Origin of the sequence: Bacillus marasmi (assembly GCF_902168435.1) — a bacterium.
Taxonomy (GTDB): domain Bacteria; phylum Bacillota; class Bacilli; order Bacillales; family Cytobacillaceae; genus Bacillus_BU; species Bacillus_BU marasmi.
Map to the genome: position 1 here is coordinate 253,325 of NZ_LR656167.1, position 24,087 is coordinate 277,411.

The following is a 24,087-nucleotide window of genomic DNA, read 5'->3' on the forward strand; positions in this document are numbered from 1 at the left end:
CGAGCAACAATTATGATTTGGAGGTACGTTATGAATCAGTTGAATGTAGGAGAAACCGTTTTACAAGCACGAAATGTCCACAAAACATTTGGCACCAAAGGAAATACACAGCATGTATTAAAAGGAATAGATTTACGCGTCACCCGCAGTGAATTTGTCGGCATTATGGGCCCTTCCGGTTCAGGCAAGACGACATTGCTTAACATCTTAGCCACGATTGATCATGCTACGGACGGAACGGTTTTAATCGAAGACGCAGATATCTCCAAGCTGAGCAATGCCGAGCTTTCCGCCTTTCGGCGCAATAAGCTGGGATTCATCTTCCAGGATTACAATCTACTGGATACGTTGACAGTGAAGGAAAATATCCTGCTGCCCATCTCCCTTAGCAAAATAAGCAAGCGGAAGGCAGAAAGCGAGTTCACAGCCATCGCAGATATGCTGGACATTAAAGCACAGTCACACAAATATCCGCATGAAATATCAGGAGGACAAAAACAACGGACAGCTGCTGGGCGCGCCTTGATACACCAGCCGTCGATCGTGTTTGCGGACGAACCAACCGGTGCACTGGATTCAAAATCCGCTTCCTCGTTACTGGACGTGATGGAGAAGGTGAATCAGGAGCGAGGCGTCACCATTGTCATGGTGACCCATGATCCGGTAGCCTCAAGCTTCTGCAGCCGTGTTGTGTTTTTAAAAGACGGGAAGATTTATTCCGAGCTGTATCGCGGCGATAAATCAAGACATGCCTTCTTTAATGAGATTATGGACGTGCAATCTGTACTGGGGGGCGACCATGTTGACAGTTTTTGAATTAGTGCTTCGCAGCATGCGAAAAAATGTGAAGCATTATTATTTGTACTTCTTTGCACTGATCTTTAGTATGAGCCTGTATTTTGTCTTCACATCCCTACAGCACGATCAGGCTGTTCAGAATATGACAAATACGAGCGTTGTCTTCTTTCAAATTGCGGGAGTCATGCTGATTGTGATCGTTGGGATCTTTACCGTCTCGGCCAACGGCATTTTCCTGCGTCGGCGCAGTCGAGAAATCGGACTATATCAGCTGATTGGTCTTTCCAAAGGCTGGGTAGCCCGATATCTAATAATCGAGAATATACTGCTTGGCTTAGGTGCATTACTTGCTGCGATCATTTGCGGCGCGTTGGTTTCAAGGCTGTTCGTCCTGATTTTGCTGAATCTGCTCGGCTTAGAAGGGATTGTCGGCATCAGCTTTTCCGTAACAGCGGCTTTTAAAACAGCGATGGTCTATCTTCTCATCATCGTCATCACTTCCATTCAGATGATGCTGACGGTTTATCGCAGCACCCTTCTGAATCTGTTTCAAGCTGACAAGCGGCATGACCTCACTATGCCGCCCAAAGCGGTGGCATCTGCTATTTTCGCCTTGCTCGGTCTCGCGCTGATTGGATTTGGCTATGAATTATCGGGTCATGTCGATAAAGAGTTATTCCCCAACGCACTATTGATGCTCGGATCTATCGTTACAGGGACTTACTTATTGTTTCACGTTACGATCAGATGGTGCTTTTACTGGTTCCGCAAACGTAAAGATGGACACCTAGGCTTAACAAACAGTCTGTCGATAGCTCCGCTGTTGCACCATACGAAAGCAAATGCCAACTCACTTACTTTGATTACGTTGTTATCAGCGATGACGATCACGATGATTTCCATGGCTTACTCCTTCTATTACTCGGTAGAGCAAGAGACTCGCCGCGATCTCCCATATGATTTTATGTTTGAAAACGAGCAGCAGGAGGCGCTGTCGTTCCAGAGCGAGCTGGAGAATGAAGGCATCGATGTGAAACACCACGACGTTGAAGCGGTTCTGACGAAGGGCGTCATCCTTGATCCCAATGACGAATCCTATAAGTTTAAAGAAAGTTTGTTATGGCTTCCAGCCGAACAGCTTAAACGAACAGGCGCAGACCTCAACATGCCGCCAGATGGTGAAGCCATTTTGTACGATGCGGGGGCCTCACTTGCCGGGGACTTAGATGAGCAGTCGAAGCGATATCCAACCGAAATACAGTTGGAGCAGCATGGACAGATCGTTATGTATACATTGAGCACATTAATGGAAAGGAACATCATGAATTTAAATGCTCCCGGCAGTCAGCTGCTAGTGTCAGAAGCGACGATGGACAAAATCGCAGAACAAATGGCCGGTAGACCTGATTATAAAAAAATTCGCTTTGATACGTATCAAGTTCCGGACAAGGAAGAGCTTGCGATAGCTTCATCTATATACACAAAATACGACAATGACGAACAATTAAAGTATGATTTCTATGCGCAGTACAAAAAAGTGCTGGAACTGACAGGCTTGCTCATTTTCATCGCAGCTTTCCTTGGACTTGTCTTTTTGATCTCAACCGGAAGCATCTTGTACTTCAAGCAAATGACTGAAGCCGAGCAGGAAAAGCAAAGCTTTAAGACGTTGCGACAGCTCGGATTTGACGTGAATATGATCATGAAAGGCATTATACGAAAGCAGGCAATCGTGTTCCTTCTCCCTCTATCGATCGGTATGCTTCATTCGATCTTTGCTATCAAAGCTGCTTCATTTATGATCCGGTCGGACCCCACGTTTCCAGCATCTATCGCCATGGCGATTTACACGGTTATCTATTTTGTATTCGCTCTGTTTACCATAGGTTACTACCGCAACATTGTAAAAAATGCTATGTCATAACCATCACTTAAAGGGAGATAAGCTATATGGGGTACCACCAACATTTCGGACATTTTGTACGCTAAGCATATTTCCAACCTAAAAAAATCGATTCCTTATCGTACAGGGAATCGATTTTTTTTTACAATCGCACTCGTTGAATAGCGCTGTGTACCAAATCCATTTGGTGGAGGCATTAGTTCCGATGGTGATATCTCCATTTGTTTGTACTAGTAGTACCTGTGTATCTAATGTATAGTTTTCTAATTATCTTATTTTAAGATTCAATAACCTCTACAATAAGCAACTATATAGCCTGTTATAGAATGCTAATAAATAGCAGAAAGAGCTTATTCAATCATCGGGCGCTTATCTATAGCAAGGATAAGCGTCCTTTTACGTTTTGGGTCAGATTCTTGAATAACACAAAAAAAGCGAACTGGATATTTTTGTTATAATATAGAGTATATTGTAAATGTTTGCACCTAAACTGTCAGGTTTGTTAAAGAAAATATAATGAAAGAAAATGCTAGTTAATAAAGGGCAACAAAATACGATAAAGAGAGGAGGGGTAAGATGATAAGAAATAAAGTGGCACTCATTAGTGCAGTTATAATTTTAGGGGTTTGTATGTATTTATATTTCCCCTTTCCTAACAATGTAATGTTAGATGCTCGTTCTACATTCATGTCGTTTCCAATCCATAATCAAGATGGATATATTTTGCTTGGACTAATAGGTTCTGTTATGTTTATCATCGCCATGATTTTACTTGGCATTGGCATGAAGAAATATCAAATTCGAACAATAGTAATAGCTGTAATAGTATATGCAATCTTACCCAATGTCTTAATTACGATGTATCAGGAAACGTTAGCAAATGGAATTAAAGCAATTTCATATGATGGAAATGGTAATTGCAATTTTGAGAATGTGAGCAAAAACCAATTGAATGGGGAATGCGATTTTATATTGCATAATCGTAGCAATAAAGCAGTGACCTTTGAATTAGAATTTTTAGATTCTATTTTCTTAGAAGATCAATTACGAATGGAATCTCTTATGAATACAGCAGGTCCTTATATTATTACAATAGGTGCCAATCAAAAAAAGTCAATTCATTTGAGGGAATTACTAAATTTATCAAATGTTCAAGATCATATAGAAAGTGGTGGGTCGTCTAATGTTCATTTTAAGTTAATTGATGGGGAGACCACACGGACTTTATAGTAGATATTATCCATTATTTTGAAAAAGGAGTTTCATTTAAATAGGAGATTAAATAATGTTCAATCTCCTAGATAGATTAAAAGGGATTTACTGAAAATATCTTTTTTAAAAAAGCAGCAATCGGGCGCATTTCTCAGGGAATGTGCTTATTTTTAATTAGCAAAATGTTATTGCTTATTAATAAATATGGAATATGAACACAAAAAACAATAAATTTGTGGTGGTAATGAGAAGGAAGTAAGTATTGGAAGGAATTATTACAGTTGTATCTTGAATGTGTTAATGTAATTATAAGGAATGATACAAGGAGTGATAAACAATGAAATGGGAAGAAGTTCGTGATCAATACCCGAATCAATATGTAAAACTTGCTATCCTTGATTTTCACCTAGAAGGTGATAAAAAGATTGTGACGGACGTTGCATTAATTGATTTAATTGAAGATTCTAAATTAGCTACAAAAGAATTACTAAAATCAAAAGGTAATACCATTGTTTATCATACAGGTTCAGAAAAGATTGTTATTGAAGTAAGAAATCCTACTGGATTAAGAGGTATACGATTATGAAGTTAGAATTAGTGAATCGTTTACTCGAAGTTGAAATGACGATTTCATATAGAGGGAAAACAAAAGTAATAGATAAGCTTGTTATTGATACAGGTGCAGCACATACTTTAATCTCATCCGACATCGTAGAGGAATTGGGTATCTACTTTGAAAATGGAGACCCTCTAGTTAGTGCATACGGAATTGGCGGTGAAGAATATTCATTTCGAAAACTAGTTAATTTTATTAAGCTAGGTTCACACGAAATATCCGATATTAAGCTTGACTTTGGAAATTTAGATGATTGGGGTATTAACGGTCTCATAGGACTAGATATCTTAATGAATGGTAAATTTATTATTGATTTAGAGAAATTCGAATTAGTTAAAAATACAAATTCTGTTTAAAAAAAGAAATATCTATACTGCTTTGCATAAGCATATAAGCCACTTAAATTACCATTTTTAATAATCCTCAATCCTCCGCAATCGGGCGCGAAAATTGCGTAATATGAGTCTTTTAAAAGCAGCCCTTTTTTGTTCTCTAATAAGTTAAAGGAGAATGAACACCCTAGTACAAATTTAACTTCTATTGCTAGTACAATAAAAAATATCATTTAGGCAACCCTATTCATATTAAAATATGGGAGTGGTTGCGGTGAATAAAGTACTGCTAATGTTAGTCATGGTATTGTTCTTAACTGCTGGTAATACTTCGGCTGCTAAAGCTACAGCAGTGGGAGGAGAGAAATATGAAGTGAAGGACCAAGCTACAAAGATGTTTATATATGACACAATGCGGGTATGGATGCGTCATAGCTTAGACAGTTATTATCATAATAAATATCATGCAGACTCAATAAGTTGGGGAGAGCTAAAACCAGAAGGAATTCATGTTTGGATAAAGCAGTTTGAGCCTACTGAAAACGACGGCACGTATACCCATCTTATAAGAATCTCTTTGCAATATGATAAATTAATCATCAATGACAAGAAAGAGATAAAAACAAAGGATACATTTACTTATGCAGTTAACGCAAATTTACTTTCACTTTGTCCTGAATCAGGTAAATCTGAAAAGGAATTTAAATTAATCAATTCTTATCATATAGAACGGCCATAGCGGGTTGTGCTTTTTTTGTTAATGTAATAGAAGAATAAATCAATCAATTACAGTAATCGTAAAGGAGAATCTGATTAAACGGCGAATAAAGTAATTCATAAATGCTATAATGAGAATAACTAATATTTAGGTATGGCGGTGATTCAAATGTTATCGCAAACAGAAATTCTTGAGGTATTATCAAATAACTTAAAAACATGGAAAGAAAAATACGGTGTTAAGCGTATTGCTCTCTTCGGATCTTACTCTCGGGGAGAACAAAAGGATACTAGTGACATTGACTTGTTAGTAGAGTTTGTAGAAAACTCAATGACATTTGATAATTATATGGAACTAAAGTTCGATCTAGAAGATCTTTTTCAAACGCCTGTAGATTTAGTTATAATCGAAGATATTAAGCCTGCCTTAAAGCAAAGTATCCTAAGGAGTGCCAAGTATGCTGAGGGAGCCTAGAGTCTTTTTAGAAGATATTTTTGAAGCAGCTGTAAAAATCGAAAAATTTACGAAAAATATTCATTTGAAGATTTTGTTGACAATGACTTAGTTTCAGACGCTGTAATAAAAAAAATTTTAGTTATAGGTGAAGCAACAAAAAACATTTCTGCTGAAATTAGAGAAAAAAAGCCCCATGTTGAATGGAGAAAGATGGCCGGCATGAGAGATATGATGATTCATGGTTATTTTTCCATTAATTATCGAATTGTTTGGGATGTAGTGCAAAATAAGATTCCTACACTAAAGCAACAAGTCCAAGAGCTAATAACAGAAATCCACAAAGAGATGTCATAAGATACGTCTTTGTGGATTTTTTATTTGGCGATTTGGGAGCAAATTGGGAAAGTAATGTTGAAGTTTGTTATTTTTTAAAGGGCACTGTATTGTAAAAATCTCCTCACCGTTGTTTGAATTTTATTCAATGTGGCTTATTCCGCAAACGGGCGCATTCCTAGAAAAGAATAGCGCTCATTTTTCATTTTAGGGAGTAATTCTGCAATATGAATTGCCCCTTTTTCTTTTGTAGGGGGGGCAGGTAATCGAGTATGGATTTGTTCAAAAATTTTAGTTTTTCACTCAAATTTCAAATTAGTCTATAAACTATTAACGGTATTAGCTATCATCTTTTAGTAGTAATGCTGATACTAGTCGAATATATTGCCCATTTTTTACAAAAAAATCGAACGAAATTTAGATTTCTTACCAATATGAAGTATAAAACAAAAGGGGGAATGATTTTGGGGGAGCCTAACGATATTAATCAACTTATTGAACATATTTTATCTAGGAATAAGCAAGCCTTTGGTGATCTGTATGAAAAAACAATACATGACGTGTATACCACTATTCATTTTTTACTTGATGATAAAACTGATGTAGATGATATCGTTCAAGAAACCTATTTTCAAGTTTATAAAAATCTTAACAAGTTTGATAAAAGGAGAGATTTTAAGCCTTGGATTACAGGAATTGCCATAAAACAAATCCACAACTATCGTAGAAAAAGGTGGATGAGATTTAGAGTTTTAAAAAAAGTAGAAAGCTCAAGCCAATTGACTGTTATTGATCAAACTAATGAACTAAATGATAAAGTATCAAATCTACAATTATCAGAGCTTGTGAATGGTTTACCATACAAGCTTAGACAAGTGATAATACTCCGTTATTTAAATGAATATTCACAAGAGGATATTGCTGGAATTTTAAACATACCAATCGGAACAGTAAAATCGAGAATTAATGCAGCATTAAAAAAGTTACGCCAAAAAGGTCACAATGGGAATTATTTTATTGAGGAAGTGAGGAATCTGCAATGAATATTGAAAATCGGTTGAGAGACTCATTACGGGAGAAAAGTAAAGAATTCGCTCCTCCTCATGAATTGAAACAACGAGTATTAAATAGAATTGCTTTAGCTGAAGGCAAGAGCAAATTTAAAAGACATTTAGCAGCTGGGATCATTGCGGTAGGCATATTAATTCCTACTAGCGGCTTTACATACCAAGCATATTTAGCCGATGAGTTATATGGATCATTAGAAAATATAATAGAACATTTTGAGACAGCGAAAACGGATAGTTATATGTTATTAAATGCAAAACTTTTACAAGCCAAGGGAGAACTTAGTCAATCTGAATATGAAAAATTTAAACAAAATTTAAAAGTGATAACCATTTCTAAAATAGAGTTTGGAAATCAATATGGCAATATTAATTATGATCAAATCCCACAAGAAAAAGTTTCAGAAATAAAAAAAGCATCTATGCTGTTACAACCGTACTTCGATAAATTAAACGGTCACGAATCTAGCAAAACAGTTTTATCGGCTGAAGAATATGAAAGATATATTGAAGCTTTAATGACAAATGAGAAAATCCTTGTAAAAAGTGAGATAAATCCAAGCAAAAGTTTCAGTAATGAGGATATTAAGCCTGAGTTGCTAGATGAATACCTAATTTCTAAAAGTATAATAGAGGATGTTGACAAAAAGGTGATGGAAGCAGGAAATGAGCATCTTGCCTATATGCCAAATTTTTCAATAAATAACAAAAAGGCGTTTATAGAATACGGCATGCCTACCTACGATAACGAAAATGTTGATATAAAAGATGTTAATTTGATTAAGGCATACGCAGATGGATTAAAAGCAATTGAAGTCCAATCAAATACAAACTTGAAGGTTACTTTTGCTAAACAACCAGATTCAATAAAGATCCAACAATTAACCAAAGAAGGTAAAATTATTAGCACGAATTCTTTAGGAGAAATTACATTTCCAAAAGAAAGTGGACAGTATACAATTGTTGTTACAGGACAATGGGGTAAGCTTGAAAAGCCTTATATCATTGTTGCAAAGGTTTTAGAATGAAGATATGTATCTAAACAAAATAGTATCGACAGTCAAAAGGTTTACATTAACTATAATTTTAATAATACTTCTTCAGCAATCGGGCGCTTATCTCTAAGTAAAGAGAAGTGTCCTTTTCTTGTTTTTTCTATGTTTCTTGAAATTTAAAATGTTTTATATTTTCTGCGATTATTGATTATCCTACGTATGAAACAAACTCTCCTTGAACATAATAGAATCTAGATTAATGGATTAATACAGTAGGAGAGTGATAGAAAATGTTATTATCCGGTGTTTGGAAAAAATATCAACAAGATAAAAGTATAGAAGGCTATTCACCACTAACATTAAAAACATATTGTTTTCAATATAATCTTCTTTTACGTTATTTCGGTGATATGGACATCAGCGAATTGACTACTGAGAAATTAAAAGAATATCTAGTACAGGAAGGCACTCACTTGAAGAGATCTAGTCTGGGTCATAGGGTTCGCTGCATTAAGTCAATTTTCAAATGGACACATGAGGAAGGATATATTCCAAGAAATCCAGCTGCCAAATTAAAAGAACCGAAATTGGGTAAAAGAATTCCAAAATTTCTATCAGAAATGGAGATAGAACATCTTAGGGAAGCATGATAATATAAACATAAAGTAAGTTGGAGGTGATTGAATGAAATGGGAGGAAGTATGCCAAGCGTTTCCTGACCAATGGGTGTTGATTGAGGCTCTCCAAGCTTATACGAATGATGAAAGTGAGCGTATACTGGAAGACGTTGCTCCTTTGAAAAAATTTTCTAATTCTCCAGAAGCAATGCGAGCTTATCAAGAACTTCATCGTGAAAATCCTTCCCGAGAGCTATATGTACTTCACACCAGCCGAACAAAGCCTAATATCTTTGAGAAAAAGTGGGTAGGTGTGAGAAGGTGAAGAAGTTATTTATAGATGAGGGATTATTATTAACAGAAATGGAAGTAACTTATAAACGGAAAACATTATTATTAAAGCGGGTTCTAGTAGACACTGGATCCGGCAGCACGATAATAAAAACTGATTTAGCTGAAATAATTGGTATTGTTGCTGAAGAAAACGATATGATTTATCGTATCAGCGGTGTTGGGGGATCAGAGTTTGTGTTCTCTAAGACGATTAATTCTATAAAAATCGGTGAGCAAAAATCAGATAACTTTACAGTCGAAATTGGTGCAATGGACTATGGGTTTGATTTAGACGGCATTATCGGATTGGATTTACTACAGCAAATGAAAGCAATTATTAACTTAGAAAAGCTTATATTAGAGTGTAATAGTTAGAAGCAATTATGGCAAATTACCATAGTTGCTTTTTATTTTTTGGCTGTGTTAAACTTGGATGTTGATTTTCGCTCCAGGCACATAGGCTGTTTACGGACTCCGAGCGGACACAGAATACCTTATTTCGTAGAAATAGGTTAGATTCAGGGTCAAAGCGGACACACAGACCCTTATTTCGGCAAAAATCATATGAAATCGCGGTTTCGTAGCCAGATAAGGTACTCTGTGTCCGCTAAAAAACAAAGTTTGTTGTTTTTAGTGAAAATAAGCTCTCTGGTGTCCTTAACATAACGAAGGGTTGGCACAATTTAAGGATTAGCTGTTCGCAAAGTATCTCAACACGCTACGATATTGATTGCCGCTCCAATCACCGTGGTAAAAATCAACATTGTGCTTTAACACAGCTTATTTTTTAATGATGCATACTCAGCAAACGGGTGCGTATCCATAGCAAGGATAAGCGCCCATTTTACGTTTTGGGGCCAGATTGTGGAACAACGCTTTTAAAGAAGGTTGGTGAGGGTGAATAGATTGTGTATATTTCCACTTAATCTCCCTCAGTTGTGTGTAGAAAGACAAAAAAATAAAGCTTAGGACATACGATGATGTCCTAAGCTCTTACATAAAGTTATAATGTTTTAACTTGCTCAATTTTTAATCCGAAAATTTGAGGTGGTTCAATTTTGTTCAACTGTAAATATGTAGAGATTTGCCCGCGATGATGGATTTCATGTTCTGGGATTGCCATAAGTATTCTCCACGCACTAACTTCATGACCATGAAGTGTTAAAACCTTTTTTGTCAACACATTGTTTCCAACTATTAATAGACCCTCTGTTAGTTTAATCTGGCATTCCTCTAAATAATTTGAAATATCCTCAAGTGAATGCCCCTTACCAGTATCATGTCCTGTGTATGACCACGAACCTTGTTCAAACAGGCCAAGAAACATCAATCGAGATGATGCGATATGTCGTAATAAATCACCTGTAGAAAATTTATCTTCAGAAGGCTTCCAATCTAAGAGTTCATTAGGTATTAATTTTACATATTGCATCGTTCGTTTATGAATGCCATCTAAATATTTTACATATTCCTTTATATCATGAATCATGTTACCACTCTCCAACTTTTCTGACTTTTATTATTTACATTCTTGATTCTTTGTTAATAAACCTTTAAATTGTAGAACTAAATATACAAAAAAGGTTGATGATTAAGCTATAGGTACGATTACTTGAACAGCAGGGCTACCAAAGCCAGCTGGTTGTTTATTCCACAATCGGGCGATTGTAGAATAATCTTAAGTAGCTTTCTTCTTAAACTAACGGGTGCGATTCCAAAGAGATTTGAAGCTGTAATGGTGGAAGCTATTTTTGAGGAGACTAATATTTCAATTGATTTAGATGGTATAATTTGGATAGTGTGGAGTTCTAAACTAACAAGGAGTTAATTTAATGAAAAAAATTTTAGCTGTAATGGTGGTTATCGTAGTAGGAATTGTAGGATTTTCGGGTTATATTCTAGCAAAAGAAGGATTGGAAATTGAGGTAAAAAATCAAACAAACAAAGAGATATCAGGATTATATTTTACCTATGATAAAATTAAATCGAATATCAAGATACCTTCCATTGCATCGGGTAAAAAATATACACTCAATATTAATCCGAATGAGAATTCCAATGATGACTTTAATGAAGCTGCATTAAAACTAGAGTATAGAGATAACAAAGGGCAATTACATACTGAGCATGTTATTGGATATTTTGAAAAAGGTTATACAGGGGAAGCAGTAATTACAATAAAATCGGAAGACAAAAATGGGAAACTATACATAGACGTAACCGATCAAACATCATTGTATTAATAGTTCACTTTAAAATATCAATATTCATCAATCGGGCGCGAAAATTAAAAAAGGGGCTGTTTAAAAACAGTCCTTTTTTTGCTATTAATGAATATAGGCAAGATAGTTGAACATGAGCTTTAACAAATCGTCCATAACGTGGGCGATTATTTTATTTTAAAAAATTTATAGAATTTAAGCCAAATTAGAATTTGGTTTGTCTAATAATTGTAAGGCAAAAAAAGAAAGGGTGAATTCCAATCATTAGATTAGTAAAGAAAGCTCAAAGGGGAAATGATAAAGCCTTTTTAAAGCTTTTTCAGCAATATGAAGCGGATATTTATCGTATGGCTTATGTTTATGTAAAAAATAAAGGTGATGCTTTAGATGTTGTTCAAGAGGTAGCTTACCTATCATTTAAAAATATTGATACCCTAAAAAAACCAGAATATTTCAAAACATGGTTAATGAAAATAACGATGAATTGTGCAACGAATGTAATAAGGAAAAACAAAAAAATTGTTCATCTAAAACCGGAATATGAGAAATTTATCGGAATAGAGAATGAAGATATTCCTCTTTCTGTATCATTACAAGACTTAATAGAAACATTGGAAGAGGATGAAAAAAGTGTTGTTTTACTAAAGTATTATTATAATCATACATTTAAAGAAATATCAGAGGTATTGGAAATACCACTTGGGACGGCTAAATCAATCCTTTATCGTGCCTTAGATAAGCTACGCAAACAATTTAAGGAGGGTGATTATTGTGGACAATAAAATAGATCAAGAGATACATAAAATTGAAATACCAAAAGAATTACACGAAAGGTCAAAATTAGGTGTAAAAAAGGCAAAAGAAGAGCAACAGAAAAAGAAGTTCATCAATCCATTCGTAGCAGCCATCATTTTAGGGTTCACTGCAATTACGGTTACTTTTGCCTTTCCAACTATTGCATCACAAATTCCATTTATGGATCATGTCGTTCGATACTTTATTGATGAAGAGAAGGACCTCGAAAACTTTGAAACTTTTTCGACTGATGTTAGTCTTGCACAGACAAGTAATGGTACGACGGTTATGATAGACAAAGCGGTTTATGACGGGACAAATATTACGATTTCATACGCACTCGAAACAGAACAAGAAATAAAAAGTGAAATGGAAATTCGTGCAAGGAATTGGTTTGATGTTGTTGGTGCAAGTGGTATGGGGGGGACTGAAAAAATCACAAAGATTAGTAACAATCGTTATGTAGGTTTGGCATCCTTCACTCCACATTTCAGTGAATATCCTGACACTGTTGAAATTACTTGGACCCCTGAAGCCTTTAGTAGTTTATCAAATGATTTTGAAATAGAAGGTGATTGGTCATTTGGTTTTTCGCTAAAACGCTTAGAAGGTGACATAGAACTATTAAATAAAACTGTACAAAATAAGGATATTACTTTCATGCTTCAAACAATTGAGTTCACTGATGTTTCCACTGTTATTAGCTATGAACAAGAGGTTACTGAAGAATTGTTTAAAATGTGGGAAAGTGTCACACCTGTTTTCCATATAAAAGATGACTTAGGTAATGTGTATATGGATGGTACGGGTGGAGGTGGCATGTCACCTGATAATGGAAGAACATTTAAAGGAACAAGCGATTTCGGTAAAATTCAAGATGGGGCTAGTAAACTTATCATTCTACCTATACAAATCGCAAGTCTAAATAATGGAAAAGGTCATACAAAAATTGAACTAGAGCCTATTATCATCGAATTAAAAAAAAAATAATGGATTAGTTTAAAAATTGCGGGTTAATGCACTTAAAGTAAATGGTATAAATAACGATATTTCAGAATCGGGCGCGTATTCATAGCAAGATAAGCGCCCCTTTTACGTTTTGGGGCCATATTGTGGAGCACAGCCTTTAAAATTTTAACATATAAATTATCAATAATTTTGCTGTCATGTTGGCAGCAATTTTTTTGGTCAATAGCACAACTTTTATTTAACTTAAACGTCTAAGTTTTGAACAATGAGAAAAGGAGGGGCGAAATTGACGAAACGCAGAAAAGAAGAAATTGCAGATTGGTACGACAAACATAGTAAGTCCGTTTTAAGCTTTATATTATTGATAGTTAAGGACTATCAACAAGCAGAAGATTTAACTCACGATACTTTTGTAAAAGCGTACTTATATTTTGATTCTTTTAAACATTTTTCTAGTGAAAAAACATGGCTATTTAGTATCGCTCATAATGTAACAGTTGATTTTTTGCGGAAACGTAAACCTAGCTTGTTCTTTAAAGAAATATTTCTTATGAAAAAGGATGATAATCCATTTCCAGAAGAGGTTATTCGTATAAAAGAAGATTCATATGAACTTTATAAAGCGTTAGGGGAGCTCAAAGATACATATCGAAAGGTAATTATATTAAGAAAAATTAAGGACTTTTCTATTGAGGACACGGCTCAGATATTAAATTGGTCTGAAAGCAAAGTTAAATCAACACTGTTTAGAGCAATTCCAGCATTGAAAAGACAATTAATAAAGGAGGGATATTTAGATGAGAAAACAATATGAAGATACTGACTTAGATGCTTCCTTAAAAAAGGCAAATTCCGATTTACTGTGGAAAAATAAACAACAGCAAAATTTGAAAAAAAATATCTTATCTGATATTGAAAAATTGGATCTCCAAGAGGATATTAAGAACCCTGTTTTATCCCCCTACATTAAAAGTGGAAGGGTGATACCAAAGTTAACATACACGGGTATCGCATTGGTCATATTATTAAGTTTATTGATTGGCTCAGCTTATTTCTCTCCTACTATGGCAGAGGTTATAGCAAAGATACCTTATTTAAATCAAGTCTTTCATACAGAGCCAGTTCAACAAACGATTGCGGAAAAACTTCAAAGTGAAGGCTTTAAAATTGATGGAATTAGTACTAGAGGGAAAAAAATAGAGATTCAAGTAAAAGGTTCAGAACTGTATTTTCATGGTGTACGTAAAGATATTGAAGAAATCGCTATAGAGACATTAAAAGCGAGAGACTATGATGCCTATACAGTTAAGGTAATAAGGAACAAAATGATTCAAGAGAAAATACCTAGTCCAGAAACACTAAAGCAAGTTGAAGAAGCGACAAAAGTTGATGAAGCTTTACAGCAGGAATTTAAAAAACATAAATATCTTAATGTTGTTACTCAAGTAGGAACACTCAATAATGCAGGTGATTTGTTTATTCTAATTGGAATTCCTAATACTGAAAAAAAGACTGAAGAAATAAAGGAATTGGCTCGGAATGTTATCACAGAGCAAACCAAACAGAAGTATACATTAGAGTTTAAAAAAATCAATTTAGAGATTAGGGAACAGGAGAGTAGATGGGGGAGAGTAATAAGTACAATTATCGATGGATTATATAGTAAAAAGGAATTCCAGGTAAACGGTTTTTCATTTTCAGCACACCCTCAGCCAATGACCTTATATATTAAAACTACTATATCGTCCTCTAATCCGGATAGTAAACAACTTGGAATTAAAATAGAAAATACAGTTAAGGATTTTTTGGAATCGAAAGAAGCTAGAGAAATCATAAAAGATGATGAATACCAGATCATTGTTTACAGTAAAGATAAACAGAAGTTAAATTAAATAGTTTTTGCAGATTGTTTAGCCTTATTTTCTTTTAATTTTATAGGAAATTAATGCTATAAAAATCACCCGTGAAAGACTAAAAATAGTAAAAATTGTGTTGAGAACGTAAAAATAATTTTTCTATCCGTTATTTTTCTATTCTATTATAGGGCGCATTTCCGTAGCATGAATCTGCGTTTTTTGTCGATTATGTAGAAATAATTGCGCCCGTTTATATTGTGGCAAGATTATTTAGATGCGAGCTTTATTCAGGTTTGTAGCAGTAATCATTTAAGGTATAGTAAGATAGTTCTTATAGCGTATTAAATAGTTTACCGATTACTCTAAAAGGGGTTAATTTATATGTTGAAGTTCTTGGTTTTTGTTGGAATCATAACAATACCTATTTGGGGAGTACTTTTTTGTTTAAACTTAATCTCTATAATTGAAAAGATTAAATACGAAGAAAGTTACGGAAAAAATAAATTTTGGTTAACACTATCATTTGTTATAATCATATCAATTCTAGCTATTACTAATACGCAACCATAAGAATAGAGCATCAATACCAAGATAAGAAACGGTAATTATATTGAGGTGCAAGAATAATAAAAATCTTCTTAACCAAAACACTGAAGAATTTCCACCTTGGAAATATGATTGCATTTTCCATTAAAGGGCGCTTTTCGATAAGAAATGCGTCTGTTTTCATTATTGGGGAGATTAGCAGTTTAATTATATGTATAAGAATTTAATTTGGTTTCGTTCAAAAATAATTAACGGAAAATTCAGTCATATAATCAACTTAAAAGGGCAGAGAATATTTTAAGAATATAATCTTACTCAAGAATGATTACTAGATTACTAGGATATTCAACTATAGGCATTAAAAAATAATTATTGTTTAATAAACGACACAAAACAGGGAGTACAAGTGTATGCGCCGAACGGCTTTGTAGTTGGAAATAGTTGTCCAGAAAGGGCTGTAAGGGTTTCTGTATGTGCACCAAAAACGATAGAAGAGCTTGAGCAAGGATTGATTATCCTTAAACATTTGCTAAACAATCTTAGCTAATATTGTTCGTCATACAATTATAATATTGTATGGTTTTTTTGCGCGTGTTAAGATGATTCAAATCTAGATCGAAGGTTTATAAGAAATACAATTAGGATTTTAGAAAGGTAGGTTAGAGAATGTTACACAAGGAAAATGTAAAATCGTCAGACGTTCAAACTGCTTCGTTTCAAAGCTACATACGTTCCTCTGAAAAACAAAAAACGTTATACAAGCGTACTTTGTTCATTGTAAGTATTTCACAAATTTTTGGTGGTGCAGGGTTAGCGGCAGGAGTTACTGTGGGAGCACTAATTGCACAGCAAATGCTAGGTACTGATGCGTTTGCGGGCCTTCCTTCGGCTTTGCTTACTTTAGGATCAGCAGGAGCAGCTTTATTTGTTGGGAGACTTTCGCAAGCGTATGGACGACGTACAGGTCTGACAGCGGGTTTTATACTCGGTGGGCTTGGAGCAATAGGAGTCATTATGGCAGCAATCATAAATAGTGTTTACCTGTTTTTTACTTCCTTACTTACTTGTTTATGGTGCAGGGTCAGAAACAAATTTACAAGCTCGTTATGCAGGTACGGACTTAGCGAATAGTAAGCAGAGAGCGACTGCTATTAGTATTACGATGGTTTTTACAACATTTGGTGCGGTTGCAGGTCCAAATTTAGTAAATGTTATGGGGAATTTCGCTCTTTCAATCGGTGTTCCATCTCTTGCTGGTCCTTTCATTTTAGCAGCAGCAGCATATATATTAGCAGGTGTTGTCCTTTTCATCATGCTTCGTCCAGATCCATTAGTTATAGCAAGAACCATAGAAGTAACCAACCTTGAACCAAGTGATAAAGGACCTTTGGCAACAACTGAACATACAGAAAACAAAAGAGGTATTATCGTTGGTGCAACGATTATGGTTCTTACTCAAATTGTAATGGTAGCTATTATGACTATGACACCAGTTCATATGATGCATCATGGACATAGTTTGGGTGCAGTAGGACTTGTTATTGGTTTTCATATAGGTGCCATGTATCTCCCATCACTGGTTACAGGTGTCCTAGTTGATAAGTTGGGGCGTACAGCGATGGCAATTGCATCTGGAGCTACGTTGCTTCTGGCAAGTTTAATAGCAGCATTTGCACCAGGAGATTCTATGGTTCTTCTAGTAATTGCTCTTTCTTTACTTGGATTAGGATGGAATTTTGGTTTGATAAGTGGGACTGCACTAATTGTAGATTCAGCTAAAACTTCTACTAGAGCTAAAACCCAAGGTACAGTGGATGTTTTAATCGCGTTGTCAGGAGCTGCTGGCGGAGCATTGTCTGGAATGATTGTGGCAGGTTCAAGTTTTCTAACATTATCATTTTCTGGAGGGATTCTATCCTTATTACTAATACCAGTGGTGATATGGTCTCGTGGAAGTAAAAAATAAGCATGGTTGTTTTTACATACAATGAATTGATGAGGAGTTTAGTATTGTTTGTTGTTGTAAAAATTTTAATCTCTGCAGTCGGGCGCATATCCATAGCGAGGATATGCGCCCCTTTTACATTTTGGGGCAATATAGTTGAGGAAAGTAACCACGTATTTTTTAATACAACCAAGATTTTTTTAGGTATACACATAAACCAACGAGCAGGTTTATGATACACCCAATGCATCTTTGTCTATTTTTCTTTTTGTCATAAAAACGGAGTCAATAAGTATATGATAATCAATTGTTTCGAAAATAAAATTAATTTATTATAAAAATATCCTTAGGGAAGGTGGCTTGGAATGATGGGGGTAATTATTACTTTGGCATAGCATAGGCTATTGTCTAATATATAAATCAATTTTCAATAGCTTGTGCTAATCCTAAATATTTCTTTTTTAGGAGGAGCCAAATGGGCTATCAATATCAAAAAGCAACTGAAATCCTGCCATTTGAAATAATTGAAGAAATCCAAAAATATATTGATGGTGGAATTATATATATTCCAAAGAAATCCACAAATAAAGTAGCTTGGGGAACAAGAACGAATACAAAACAACTGTTGTTTTCCCGCAATTTGGCTATTTATCAGGATTTTACTGACGGTATGACTTGTGACAAGTGAAAAAACAAAATAAATATTAGATGCGATGCGCTGAGTATATCTTGGCGCATCTTTTTTTTATAATTATGTGTGTACCAAAATCCCTAATTTTTTATGATATCTTTTTATTAACTTAGTCGCTAGAAAGGGAGGCGATTGTATGGAATTGATAAAAATGACAGGAATTGAAAAGTATTTTGGGGGTAAGCTTCTTTTTGCTTTTGATAAATTTACTGTATATAAGAACGATATCATTGGTGTGGTCGGGTTAAACGGAAGTGGGAAAACGACGTTGTTGGAGATCATTAACGGTAATATAGCTCCTGACAAGGGGATGGTTGAGGTTAAGGGAGATATCTCTTATTATAAACAATTTGGTCAATACCAGGAGTCAGCAGGATCTTGGCAATTGAGAGAATTCCACTCCAACTCATCAATATCAAAAGGTTGGTTCAGTGGTGGGGAAAAAACTCGTTTACGTCTGGCGGAGGCTTTTTCTATGAATGGTTCAATACTTTTTCTAGATGAACCAACAGCGAATTTAGATACTAATGGGATTCAATTGCTAAAGCGAAATTTGGAAAAATATAATACGATGATGATTATTAGCCACGATACAACTTTATTAGATGAATTGTGTAATCGAATTATTGAGATTGACAACAAAACCATACACTGTTTTGACGGGAATTATACAGCGTACAAACAACAGAAAGAACTTCAAATTCTCACAGAGAAAAGAGAATACGAAAATTATCAAGCAAAGAAAAAGCATTTAGAGGAAGCCTATTTGCAGAAAAAAAAAGCAAGCTGAAGCGATAACAGATAAGCCAAAGAATATGAGTAGTTCTGAAATTCGAGCTAGAAGCTTCTTATCTACTTACAAGTCTTTTGGAGGGCGACAAAAAGCAAGCAAAAGCTGTCCAATCAAGAATTGAGCAGTTAGATGTAAAAGAAAAAGTCGAAGGACAGGCAAAAATTCAAATTAATTTTGAGCTAACAAATCCTCCGAAAAATAAAATATTAATTCGCGGTGAAGAAATAACTTTTGGATATGATCATCATTTGATTTTTTATAATGCCACTTTTGAAATCCGAAACAAGCAAAAAGTTGCTGTATTGGGGGATAATGGCAGTGGTAAATCAACTCTTTTTTCTTTAATAAGAAATATGTATAAGGGGATCTATACTGTACCAAAATTAAAAATTGGTTATCTGTACCAAGAGTTTGAAAATTTGCAGCAGGATAAAACTTTACTGGAGTCTGTTCTAGCTGACAGTGTACAAGAAAATGATTCTGTTTATACAGTGTTAATGAATTTACTGTTTACGATTGAGGATTTTGATAAAAAGGTTACAGTACTAAGCGGTGGAGAAAAAATTAGGTTATCTTTTGCAAAGTTAATTGTATCAGATTATAATTTGCTTATTTTAGATGAACCTACAAACTATTTGGATTTACCGTCAATTGAGGTCGTAAAAAGTGTATTAAAAGAATATGAAGGAACGATAATATTTGCCAGTCATGATGAAGCGTTTATTAATGAGCTGAGTACGGAACTTTTAATTATTGATAATAAAAAGCTACAAGGTTATCAGGGAACTCTAGAGGAATTCAAGAATAGTAAAACGGAAGCAAATATTGAACAGCTACAACAGGAAATAGAACAATTCCAGTTAAGTCAAGCAAAATCCCTTTTGGAAAATGAAACAAGTCCTAGAAAAATAGAGAAGATAAAGAAGAAATATGAAGAGATGACTAGGGGAAATAAAGGAGAATAATTATTCTTTGATATAATTTAAAATGATAAAAGTAACAAAGAGCCCATTTGGATGAAGCTTTTTTTCACTACTAGAATTGTACGGTACGAGAACATTGTAAAGAAATGTACTTAACCTAACGGAGGCCGATAGTGAAAGAGGAACTAAGTGATTTTAGGATAGAGATATATTTTAGTTATTCAATTATCGGGCGCAATTATCGAGAGATGGTTGCGCATATTTTATGTTTGGCCAGGTAGTGGAATAACAATTTTTAGTAGTAACTTTCCTAGTTCAAGAAAAATTTATCTATAAAATAACCAAGATGATGGCGGGATGAAGACAGAAATCTCGTTGAATCTATTGGTTTGAGAACCAAATAATAAAGAAATAGTCATACGTCAAATCTCCACAAAATCTAAAATACCATTTAAGGCGTGTTTGCTTTTTTATGTTACGATTAAATTGGAAAAATTTATAAAGGTGGTTTATTTAGCATGAAAAAAATACTTTTCATAATCGCCATAATTGTCATTTTTGGAGGATTTGCAACAGGATGCAATTTACTTAAAGAAGATGATGGACAAGAGAAAACATTAACGCCAAGTAATAAAACATCTAATAATGAAAAGGTTGTGGATGAAAAAGCGTGGAAGGACATTACTACACTAAAAATTCCTGAAGGTGAAAAATCAGATTATCCTACTAATGCAAAAGATTGGATTGCTACGGAATATAGTGTATTTAATGAAATATCTGTTCAGGATTCAAAATTACAGCAAACAGGTCATGATGAATACTATAAATATTACCTTGAAGCAATGGGAATTCCAACTGCTCTAAGTATTATTGAAGTTAAAGGGATCTCTATTGAAAAGGATTTTAATAATATTCAACAACTAGCAGCTATTATTGTAGAAGAGCATAATATTAGGACAGAAAATGTCGATCCGGATCGGCCAGAAACCTTTTCTTCATGGGAAGAACCTAGCGAGCGGCTCATCCTAGCTAGTAATTATCTCAAGCAATTATTTAATGATTTAAATGTTGCGATTAATAAAGAGGGGAAAGGGAATTTGTTCGGAGTTGCTTACCAAATTGACGGAAACAAGACAAAAGAATTGGAAGACTTTATACAAGGAAATTATTAATTTATAAACACCATACACAAAAAATGTTTGGTGTTTAATTTCTACTTAGACATAAAAGTAAGAAGAGTTCGTGCACACAATCTACTGATCTTATATAGGCTTTAAGAAATTTAGGATTAGGAGTAGAGTTCTCGGTATTATATGATGATGAAGAAGGTGAATGGAGACGGTTAGAAGATCTTTTCACCCAGGATAATTAATAATCCTTATTAAACTAAGGGGCTTTATTTCAATAACGATATTCAGCAATCGGGCGCGAAAACGCAGCAACATGGACTGTTAATTTTAGAGCATTCCATTTTTCTGTATTTACTTCGTTAGAGGTCTTTTTAGTTGAAGAACAATACCCATAATACTGTTAAAATTATTTTATAAACAGGACCTTAGAGGTGAATATCGATGACTGATGATAAAATCATATTTGAAGCTAAATGTCTAGTGAATAGAATCAAGTTAAAATATCCAAACTTTGTTGGTAAAATTGTAAGCGACACTGAAATTGAAAAGATAGAAAAAGACTTAAACATAAAATTACCAGAATGGTATATTGCGCTTTATAAAACTGTCCCATTAATAAATTCTGAGTTTGGAATTCCCGAATTTGAGCCGGATGAGGATTTTGATGGCATTTCTTATATTATATGGGATGGTGTAGATGACATAATTGACGAATGCACTAAATATGAACCTGGAATATCGGCATTAAAGGATGGTTTCATTTTTGTTGCGAGTTGTTCCCACGGTAGCGGTGACCCTATATTTATTAAACTTAACTCAAACCAGCCAAGCGTATTTCGAATTTATCACGATGATCTGACTAAAGTTCAATTAGTGGACAATCTAGCTTATTTGTTTAAGAATGCAATAATTTGATATTCAACGGGAGCATTTGCTAAGAAATGCGCTCTTTGTTTGGGTAGAATTGTTTAATATCATTAGTTAGGAATATTTATATTTCTGTTAAACGATAAATTAGATTTAAAAATGCACTAAACTAGCGGTGATGTTCAAGGAGGGTATTCGTGGATAGCTTTACAGAATTGAAAAATATTTTAATTAATGCTAAAGAATTGCCTTGGAACGAATATCTATTTTTGCCAATAGATAAAAATTGGTCCTTAGATTCAGTTTGTTCTGTAATTAATTGGGATCAACTAGATGAGAATGAACTTGAAGATGATGGGGATACTCCGAAAATTGCAAAAGAAAACAAATTAATTTATGCCCTTGATATAGCAACTATCCAGGAGATTGTTGACAATGCACAGCAACAACGTCCGCAATGCTGGGAATCAGATTTGTTTGAAGCATTTTTGTATTATTATTATAATGATGCATTTATTACGTTTAAATAAGAATAAGAACATTCTTTAACTAAGCAATCGGAGGTTTCATTTTAATATCAAACTGTTTTACAACTTTAAAAAATGGCTATTTGGTCTTCAATTAACGGGCGCAAATCTCAAACACGAGATGCGTCTATTTTTTTAAGGACCATTTGGTCGAAAACAATAAGTGTATATTTATGGTAATATGTATTTGTGGATGGCGAAAAAGGATGGGAGGAATTCGTTGTGCCGATCTGTCAAAACTGTGGTACAAAATGGTCTTGGTTTAGTTCTATAAAAAAGTTATTGAGGTTTCGTAAAAGTTTGAAATGTAGTCACTGTGGGACAATTCAATATCAAAGTAAATCTTCGAGAAATACTACATCTTTAGTAATTTTATTTCCCCTTATCACTATACCAATTACAGTATTATTTGATTTAACCCTTATTTCTATATTGCTCTTGGATATTCCCTTATTTTTTTTAACTCTATTAATTATTCCATTATTTCTGAAATTAACCGATAAAGATGAGCCTTTATGGTAAATAAGAGGCTTGCACCAGTCAGTTTCCTTTCAAAACCTCATATCAACACGAACGAGTGCGTTTGTGAAAGAAGGACTAATATACTGTAGATCACAATCTTCTAGTTTTTATCTTCAGCAATCGGGCGCATTTCACTAAGAAATGCGTCTCTTTTATGATAGGGAACAGACTACTTGGAATGCTGGGTTAACAATTTTTATTTTCTAGTTCTCACATAATGTTACAATTAAAATAAGGACGCTATTTCTGCAAGTTAAAAGATTGTTTATGAGACTGTTTTAAACATGATTTGGATGGTGATTTATGGTGTTTAAAAGGTTGAACATGAAAATTTTATATGAAATAAAATCAATTTTATATCTTTTATCAGTAACACTATTTGTTATATTATCAGCTTGTTCCCAAAACCCAAACGAACTGTATGAAGGAAAGGCTTTAAGAATAGCAGTGGTTGGAGAACCACCAGTAATTATAGAAGAACAAGTGAGATTTAGTAAAATTACCTTCGATGAATTGGCAAATAAAGAATTAAATTCTTTTGATGCAGTCTTTGTAATGGGAGAGAATCTTCGCCAAGCTTCTGAAAGACAGTACGCAGATGTTTACTTAAATTCTAAAATCCCATTCTTTTTTGTATCAGCTAAAAGCCATATTCCTTTTACTGTGAAGGAAACGGAATTTGATGATTCTTGGATGTGGACTCCTGGTGAAAACTATGCTGCTGGTGTTCTTAAGTCTCAAGAAGGGGACTCATTACAAGATTGGGGATTTGGTTTGTACAATGATGAAAAGACAGAAGAACACATAAAAGAAATGTATTCAAGAATCTTCAAGAAGATAGAAGAACTTAATCTATAAAAAGGTGCTTTCCTCCACAATAGGGCGCGAAAATGCAACAACTAGGACTGTTAATTTTAGCAG

General features: G+C 34.4%; 26 protein-coding genes and 3 pseudogenes. 28 read left to right on the plus strand and 1 reads right to left on the minus strand.

Annotated elements, in window-relative coordinates; genetic code table 11:
- Positions 1–30: 30 nt before the first annotated feature.
- The 13 genes and pseudogenes from FXW34_RS07195 to FXW34_RS07255 all read left to right on the plus strand — a co-directional run bounded on the left by FXW34_RS07195 (position 31) and on the right by FXW34_RS07255 (position 9,755).
- Positions 31–816, plus strand: coding sequence for an ABC transporter ATP-binding protein (locus FXW34_RS07195; protein ID WP_147533285.1), 786 nt, complete (start codon positions 31–33; stop codon positions 814–816).
- Positions 800–2,722, plus strand: coding sequence for an ABC transporter permease (locus tag FXW34_RS07200; RefSeq protein WP_246140911.1), 1,923 nt, complete (start codon positions 800–802; stop codon positions 2,720–2,722). Before FXW34_RS07195 ends, FXW34_RS07200 begins: the two co-directional genes overlap by 17 nt.
- A 555-nt stretch (positions 2,723–3,277) precedes the next feature.
- A complete protein-coding gene (locus tag FXW34_RS07205) occupies positions 3,278–3,931 on the plus strand; it encodes a hypothetical protein (RefSeq protein WP_147533287.1) in 654 nt (217 codons plus the stop codon).
- Positions 3,932–4,250: 319 nt separating this feature from the next.
- Positions 4,251–4,499, plus strand: coding sequence for a hypothetical protein (locus FXW34_RS07210; protein WP_147533288.1), 249 nt, complete (start codon positions 4,251–4,253; stop codon positions 4,497–4,499).
- Complete coding sequence (locus FXW34_RS07215) at positions 4,496–4,885, plus strand: retropepsin-like aspartic protease (RefSeq protein ID WP_147533289.1); 390 nt, start codon at positions 4,496–4,498, stop codon at positions 4,883–4,885. Before FXW34_RS07210 ends, FXW34_RS07215 begins: the two co-directional genes overlap by 4 nt.
- Positions 4,886–5,135: 250 nt before the next feature.
- Complete coding sequence (locus FXW34_RS07220) at positions 5,136–5,600, plus strand: hypothetical protein (protein ID WP_147533290.1); 465 nt, start codon at positions 5,136–5,138, stop codon at positions 5,598–5,600.
- Between the two features lie 147 nt (positions 5,601–5,747).
- The gene (gene mntA / locus FXW34_RS07225; protein ID WP_187118867.1) at positions 5,748–6,053 is read left to right on the plus strand and encodes a type VII toxin-antitoxin system MntA family adenylyltransferase antitoxin; all 306 of its coding nucleotides are present in this window, start codon (positions 5,748–5,750) and stop codon (positions 6,051–6,053) included.
- A 45-nt stretch (positions 6,054–6,098) separates the two neighbouring features.
- Positions 6,099–6,389, plus strand: coding sequence for a HepT-like ribonuclease domain-containing protein (locus FXW34_RS07230; protein ID WP_246140924.1), 291 nt, complete (start codon positions 6,099–6,101; stop codon positions 6,387–6,389).
- A 437-nt stretch (positions 6,390–6,826) separates the two neighbouring features.
- On the plus strand, positions 6,827–7,411 hold the full coding sequence (locus FXW34_RS07235; protein WP_147533370.1) for a sigma-70 family RNA polymerase sigma factor: 585 nt from the start codon (positions 6,827–6,829) through the stop codon (positions 7,409–7,411).
- The gene (locus FXW34_RS07240) at positions 7,408–8,463 is read left to right on the plus strand and encodes a DUF3600 domain-containing protein (protein WP_147533292.1); all 1,056 of its coding nucleotides are present in this window, start codon (positions 7,408–7,410) and stop codon (positions 8,461–8,463) included. Before FXW34_RS07235 ends, FXW34_RS07240 begins: the two co-directional genes overlap by 4 nt.
- A gap of 257 nt (positions 8,464–8,720) precedes the next feature.
- A pseudogene (locus tag FXW34_RS07245) lies at positions 8,721–9,077 on the plus strand (tyrosine-type recombinase/integrase); the annotation flags it as partial.
- A 37-nt stretch (positions 9,078–9,114) separates the two neighbouring features.
- The gene (locus tag FXW34_RS07250; RefSeq protein ID WP_147533293.1) at positions 9,115–9,372 is read left to right on the plus strand and encodes a hypothetical protein; all 258 of its coding nucleotides are present in this window, start codon (positions 9,115–9,117) and stop codon (positions 9,370–9,372) included.
- Entirely contained in the window at positions 9,369–9,755 is a 387-nt protein-coding gene (locus FXW34_RS07255; RefSeq protein WP_222705314.1) for a retropepsin-like aspartic protease, read from the plus strand. Before FXW34_RS07250 ends, FXW34_RS07255 begins: the two co-directional genes overlap by 4 nt.
- 628 nt (positions 9,756–10,383) lie before the next feature.
- Here FXW34_RS07255 and FXW34_RS07260 read toward each other — a convergent pair.
- Entirely contained in the window at positions 10,384–10,869 is a 486-nt protein-coding gene (locus FXW34_RS07260) for a DinB family protein (RefSeq protein ID WP_147533294.1), read from the minus strand.
- A 343-nt stretch (positions 10,870–11,212) separates the two neighbouring features.
- Here FXW34_RS07260 and FXW34_RS23315 point away from each other — a divergent pair, with 343 nt between their 5' ends.
- The 15 genes and pseudogenes from FXW34_RS23315 (at position 11,213) to FXW34_RS07335 (ending at position 24,024) form a co-directional block, all read left to right on the plus strand.
- Positions 11,213–11,623 carry a hypothetical protein gene (locus FXW34_RS23315; RefSeq protein ID WP_246140914.1) on the plus strand — a complete coding sequence of 137 codons (411 nt, stop codon included), beginning with the start codon at positions 11,213–11,215 and terminating at the stop codon, positions 11,621–11,623.
- 233 nt (positions 11,624–11,856) lie between these two features.
- Entirely contained in the window at positions 11,857–12,384 is a 528-nt protein-coding gene (locus tag FXW34_RS07270) for a sigma-70 family RNA polymerase sigma factor (RefSeq protein WP_147533295.1), read from the plus strand.
- A complete protein-coding gene (locus tag FXW34_RS07275; protein ID WP_187118868.1) occupies positions 12,374–13,387 on the plus strand; it encodes a DUF4179 domain-containing protein in 1,014 nt (337 codons plus the stop codon). Before FXW34_RS07270 ends, FXW34_RS07275 begins: the two co-directional genes overlap by 11 nt.
- 265 nt (positions 13,388–13,652) lie before the next feature.
- Positions 13,653–14,180, plus strand: a complete 528-nt coding sequence (locus FXW34_RS07280; protein WP_147533297.1) for an RNA polymerase sigma factor — start codon at positions 13,653–13,655, stop codon at positions 14,178–14,180.
- The gene (locus tag FXW34_RS07285; protein ID WP_147533298.1) at positions 14,164–15,258 is read left to right on the plus strand and encodes a DUF4030 domain-containing protein; all 1,095 of its coding nucleotides are present in this window, start codon (positions 14,164–14,166) and stop codon (positions 15,256–15,258) included. Before FXW34_RS07280 ends, FXW34_RS07285 begins: the two co-directional genes overlap by 17 nt.
- Before the next feature lie 907 nt (positions 15,259–16,165).
- Positions 16,166–16,315: pseudogene (locus tag FXW34_RS07290) on the plus strand (PLP-dependent aminotransferase family protein); the annotation flags it as partial.
- Positions 16,316–16,434: 119 nt separating this feature from the next.
- A pseudogene (locus tag FXW34_RS07295) lies at positions 16,435–17,734 on the plus strand (MFS transporter).
- Between the two features lie 454 nt (positions 17,735–18,188).
- Positions 18,189–18,401, plus strand: coding sequence for a CD3324 family protein (locus FXW34_RS07300; RefSeq protein WP_147533299.1), 213 nt, complete (start codon positions 18,189–18,191; stop codon positions 18,399–18,401).
- A 139-nt stretch (positions 18,402–18,540) separates the two neighbouring features.
- Positions 18,541–19,194: an ATP-binding cassette domain-containing protein gene (locus FXW34_RS07305; RefSeq protein WP_147533300.1), complete on the plus strand. Its 654-nt coding sequence runs from the start codon at positions 18,541–18,543 to the stop codon at positions 19,192–19,194.
- Positions 19,195–19,271: 77 nt separating this feature from the next.
- Positions 19,272–20,162 carry an ATP-binding cassette domain-containing protein gene (locus FXW34_RS07310; protein ID WP_187118869.1) on the plus strand — a complete coding sequence of 297 codons (891 nt, stop codon included), beginning with the start codon at positions 19,272–19,274 and terminating at the stop codon, positions 20,160–20,162.
- A 476-nt stretch (positions 20,163–20,638) separates the two neighbouring features.
- Entirely contained in the window at positions 20,639–21,292 is a 654-nt protein-coding gene (locus FXW34_RS07315; RefSeq protein ID WP_147533302.1) for a hypothetical protein, read from the plus strand.
- A gap of 399 nt (positions 21,293–21,691) precedes the next feature.
- Positions 21,692–22,165: an SMI1/KNR4 family protein gene (locus FXW34_RS07320; RefSeq protein ID WP_147533303.1), complete on the plus strand. Its 474-nt coding sequence runs from the start codon at positions 21,692–21,694 to the stop codon at positions 22,163–22,165.
- A gap of 149 nt (positions 22,166–22,314) precedes the next feature.
- Entirely contained in the window at positions 22,315–22,647 is a 333-nt protein-coding gene (locus FXW34_RS07325) for a DUF7716 domain-containing protein (protein WP_147533304.1), read from the plus strand.
- A 219-nt stretch (positions 22,648–22,866) separates the two neighbouring features.
- The gene (locus FXW34_RS07330) at positions 22,867–23,166 is read left to right on the plus strand and encodes a TIGR04104 family putative zinc finger protein (RefSeq protein WP_147533305.1); all 300 of its coding nucleotides are present in this window, start codon (positions 22,867–22,869) and stop codon (positions 23,164–23,166) included.
- Between the two features lie 324 nt (positions 23,167–23,490).
- On the plus strand, positions 23,491–24,024 hold the full coding sequence (locus FXW34_RS07335; protein WP_147533373.1) for a hypothetical protein: 534 nt from the start codon (positions 23,491–23,493) through the stop codon (positions 24,022–24,024).
- The last annotated feature ends 63 nt before the right edge of the window (positions 24,025–24,087 follow it).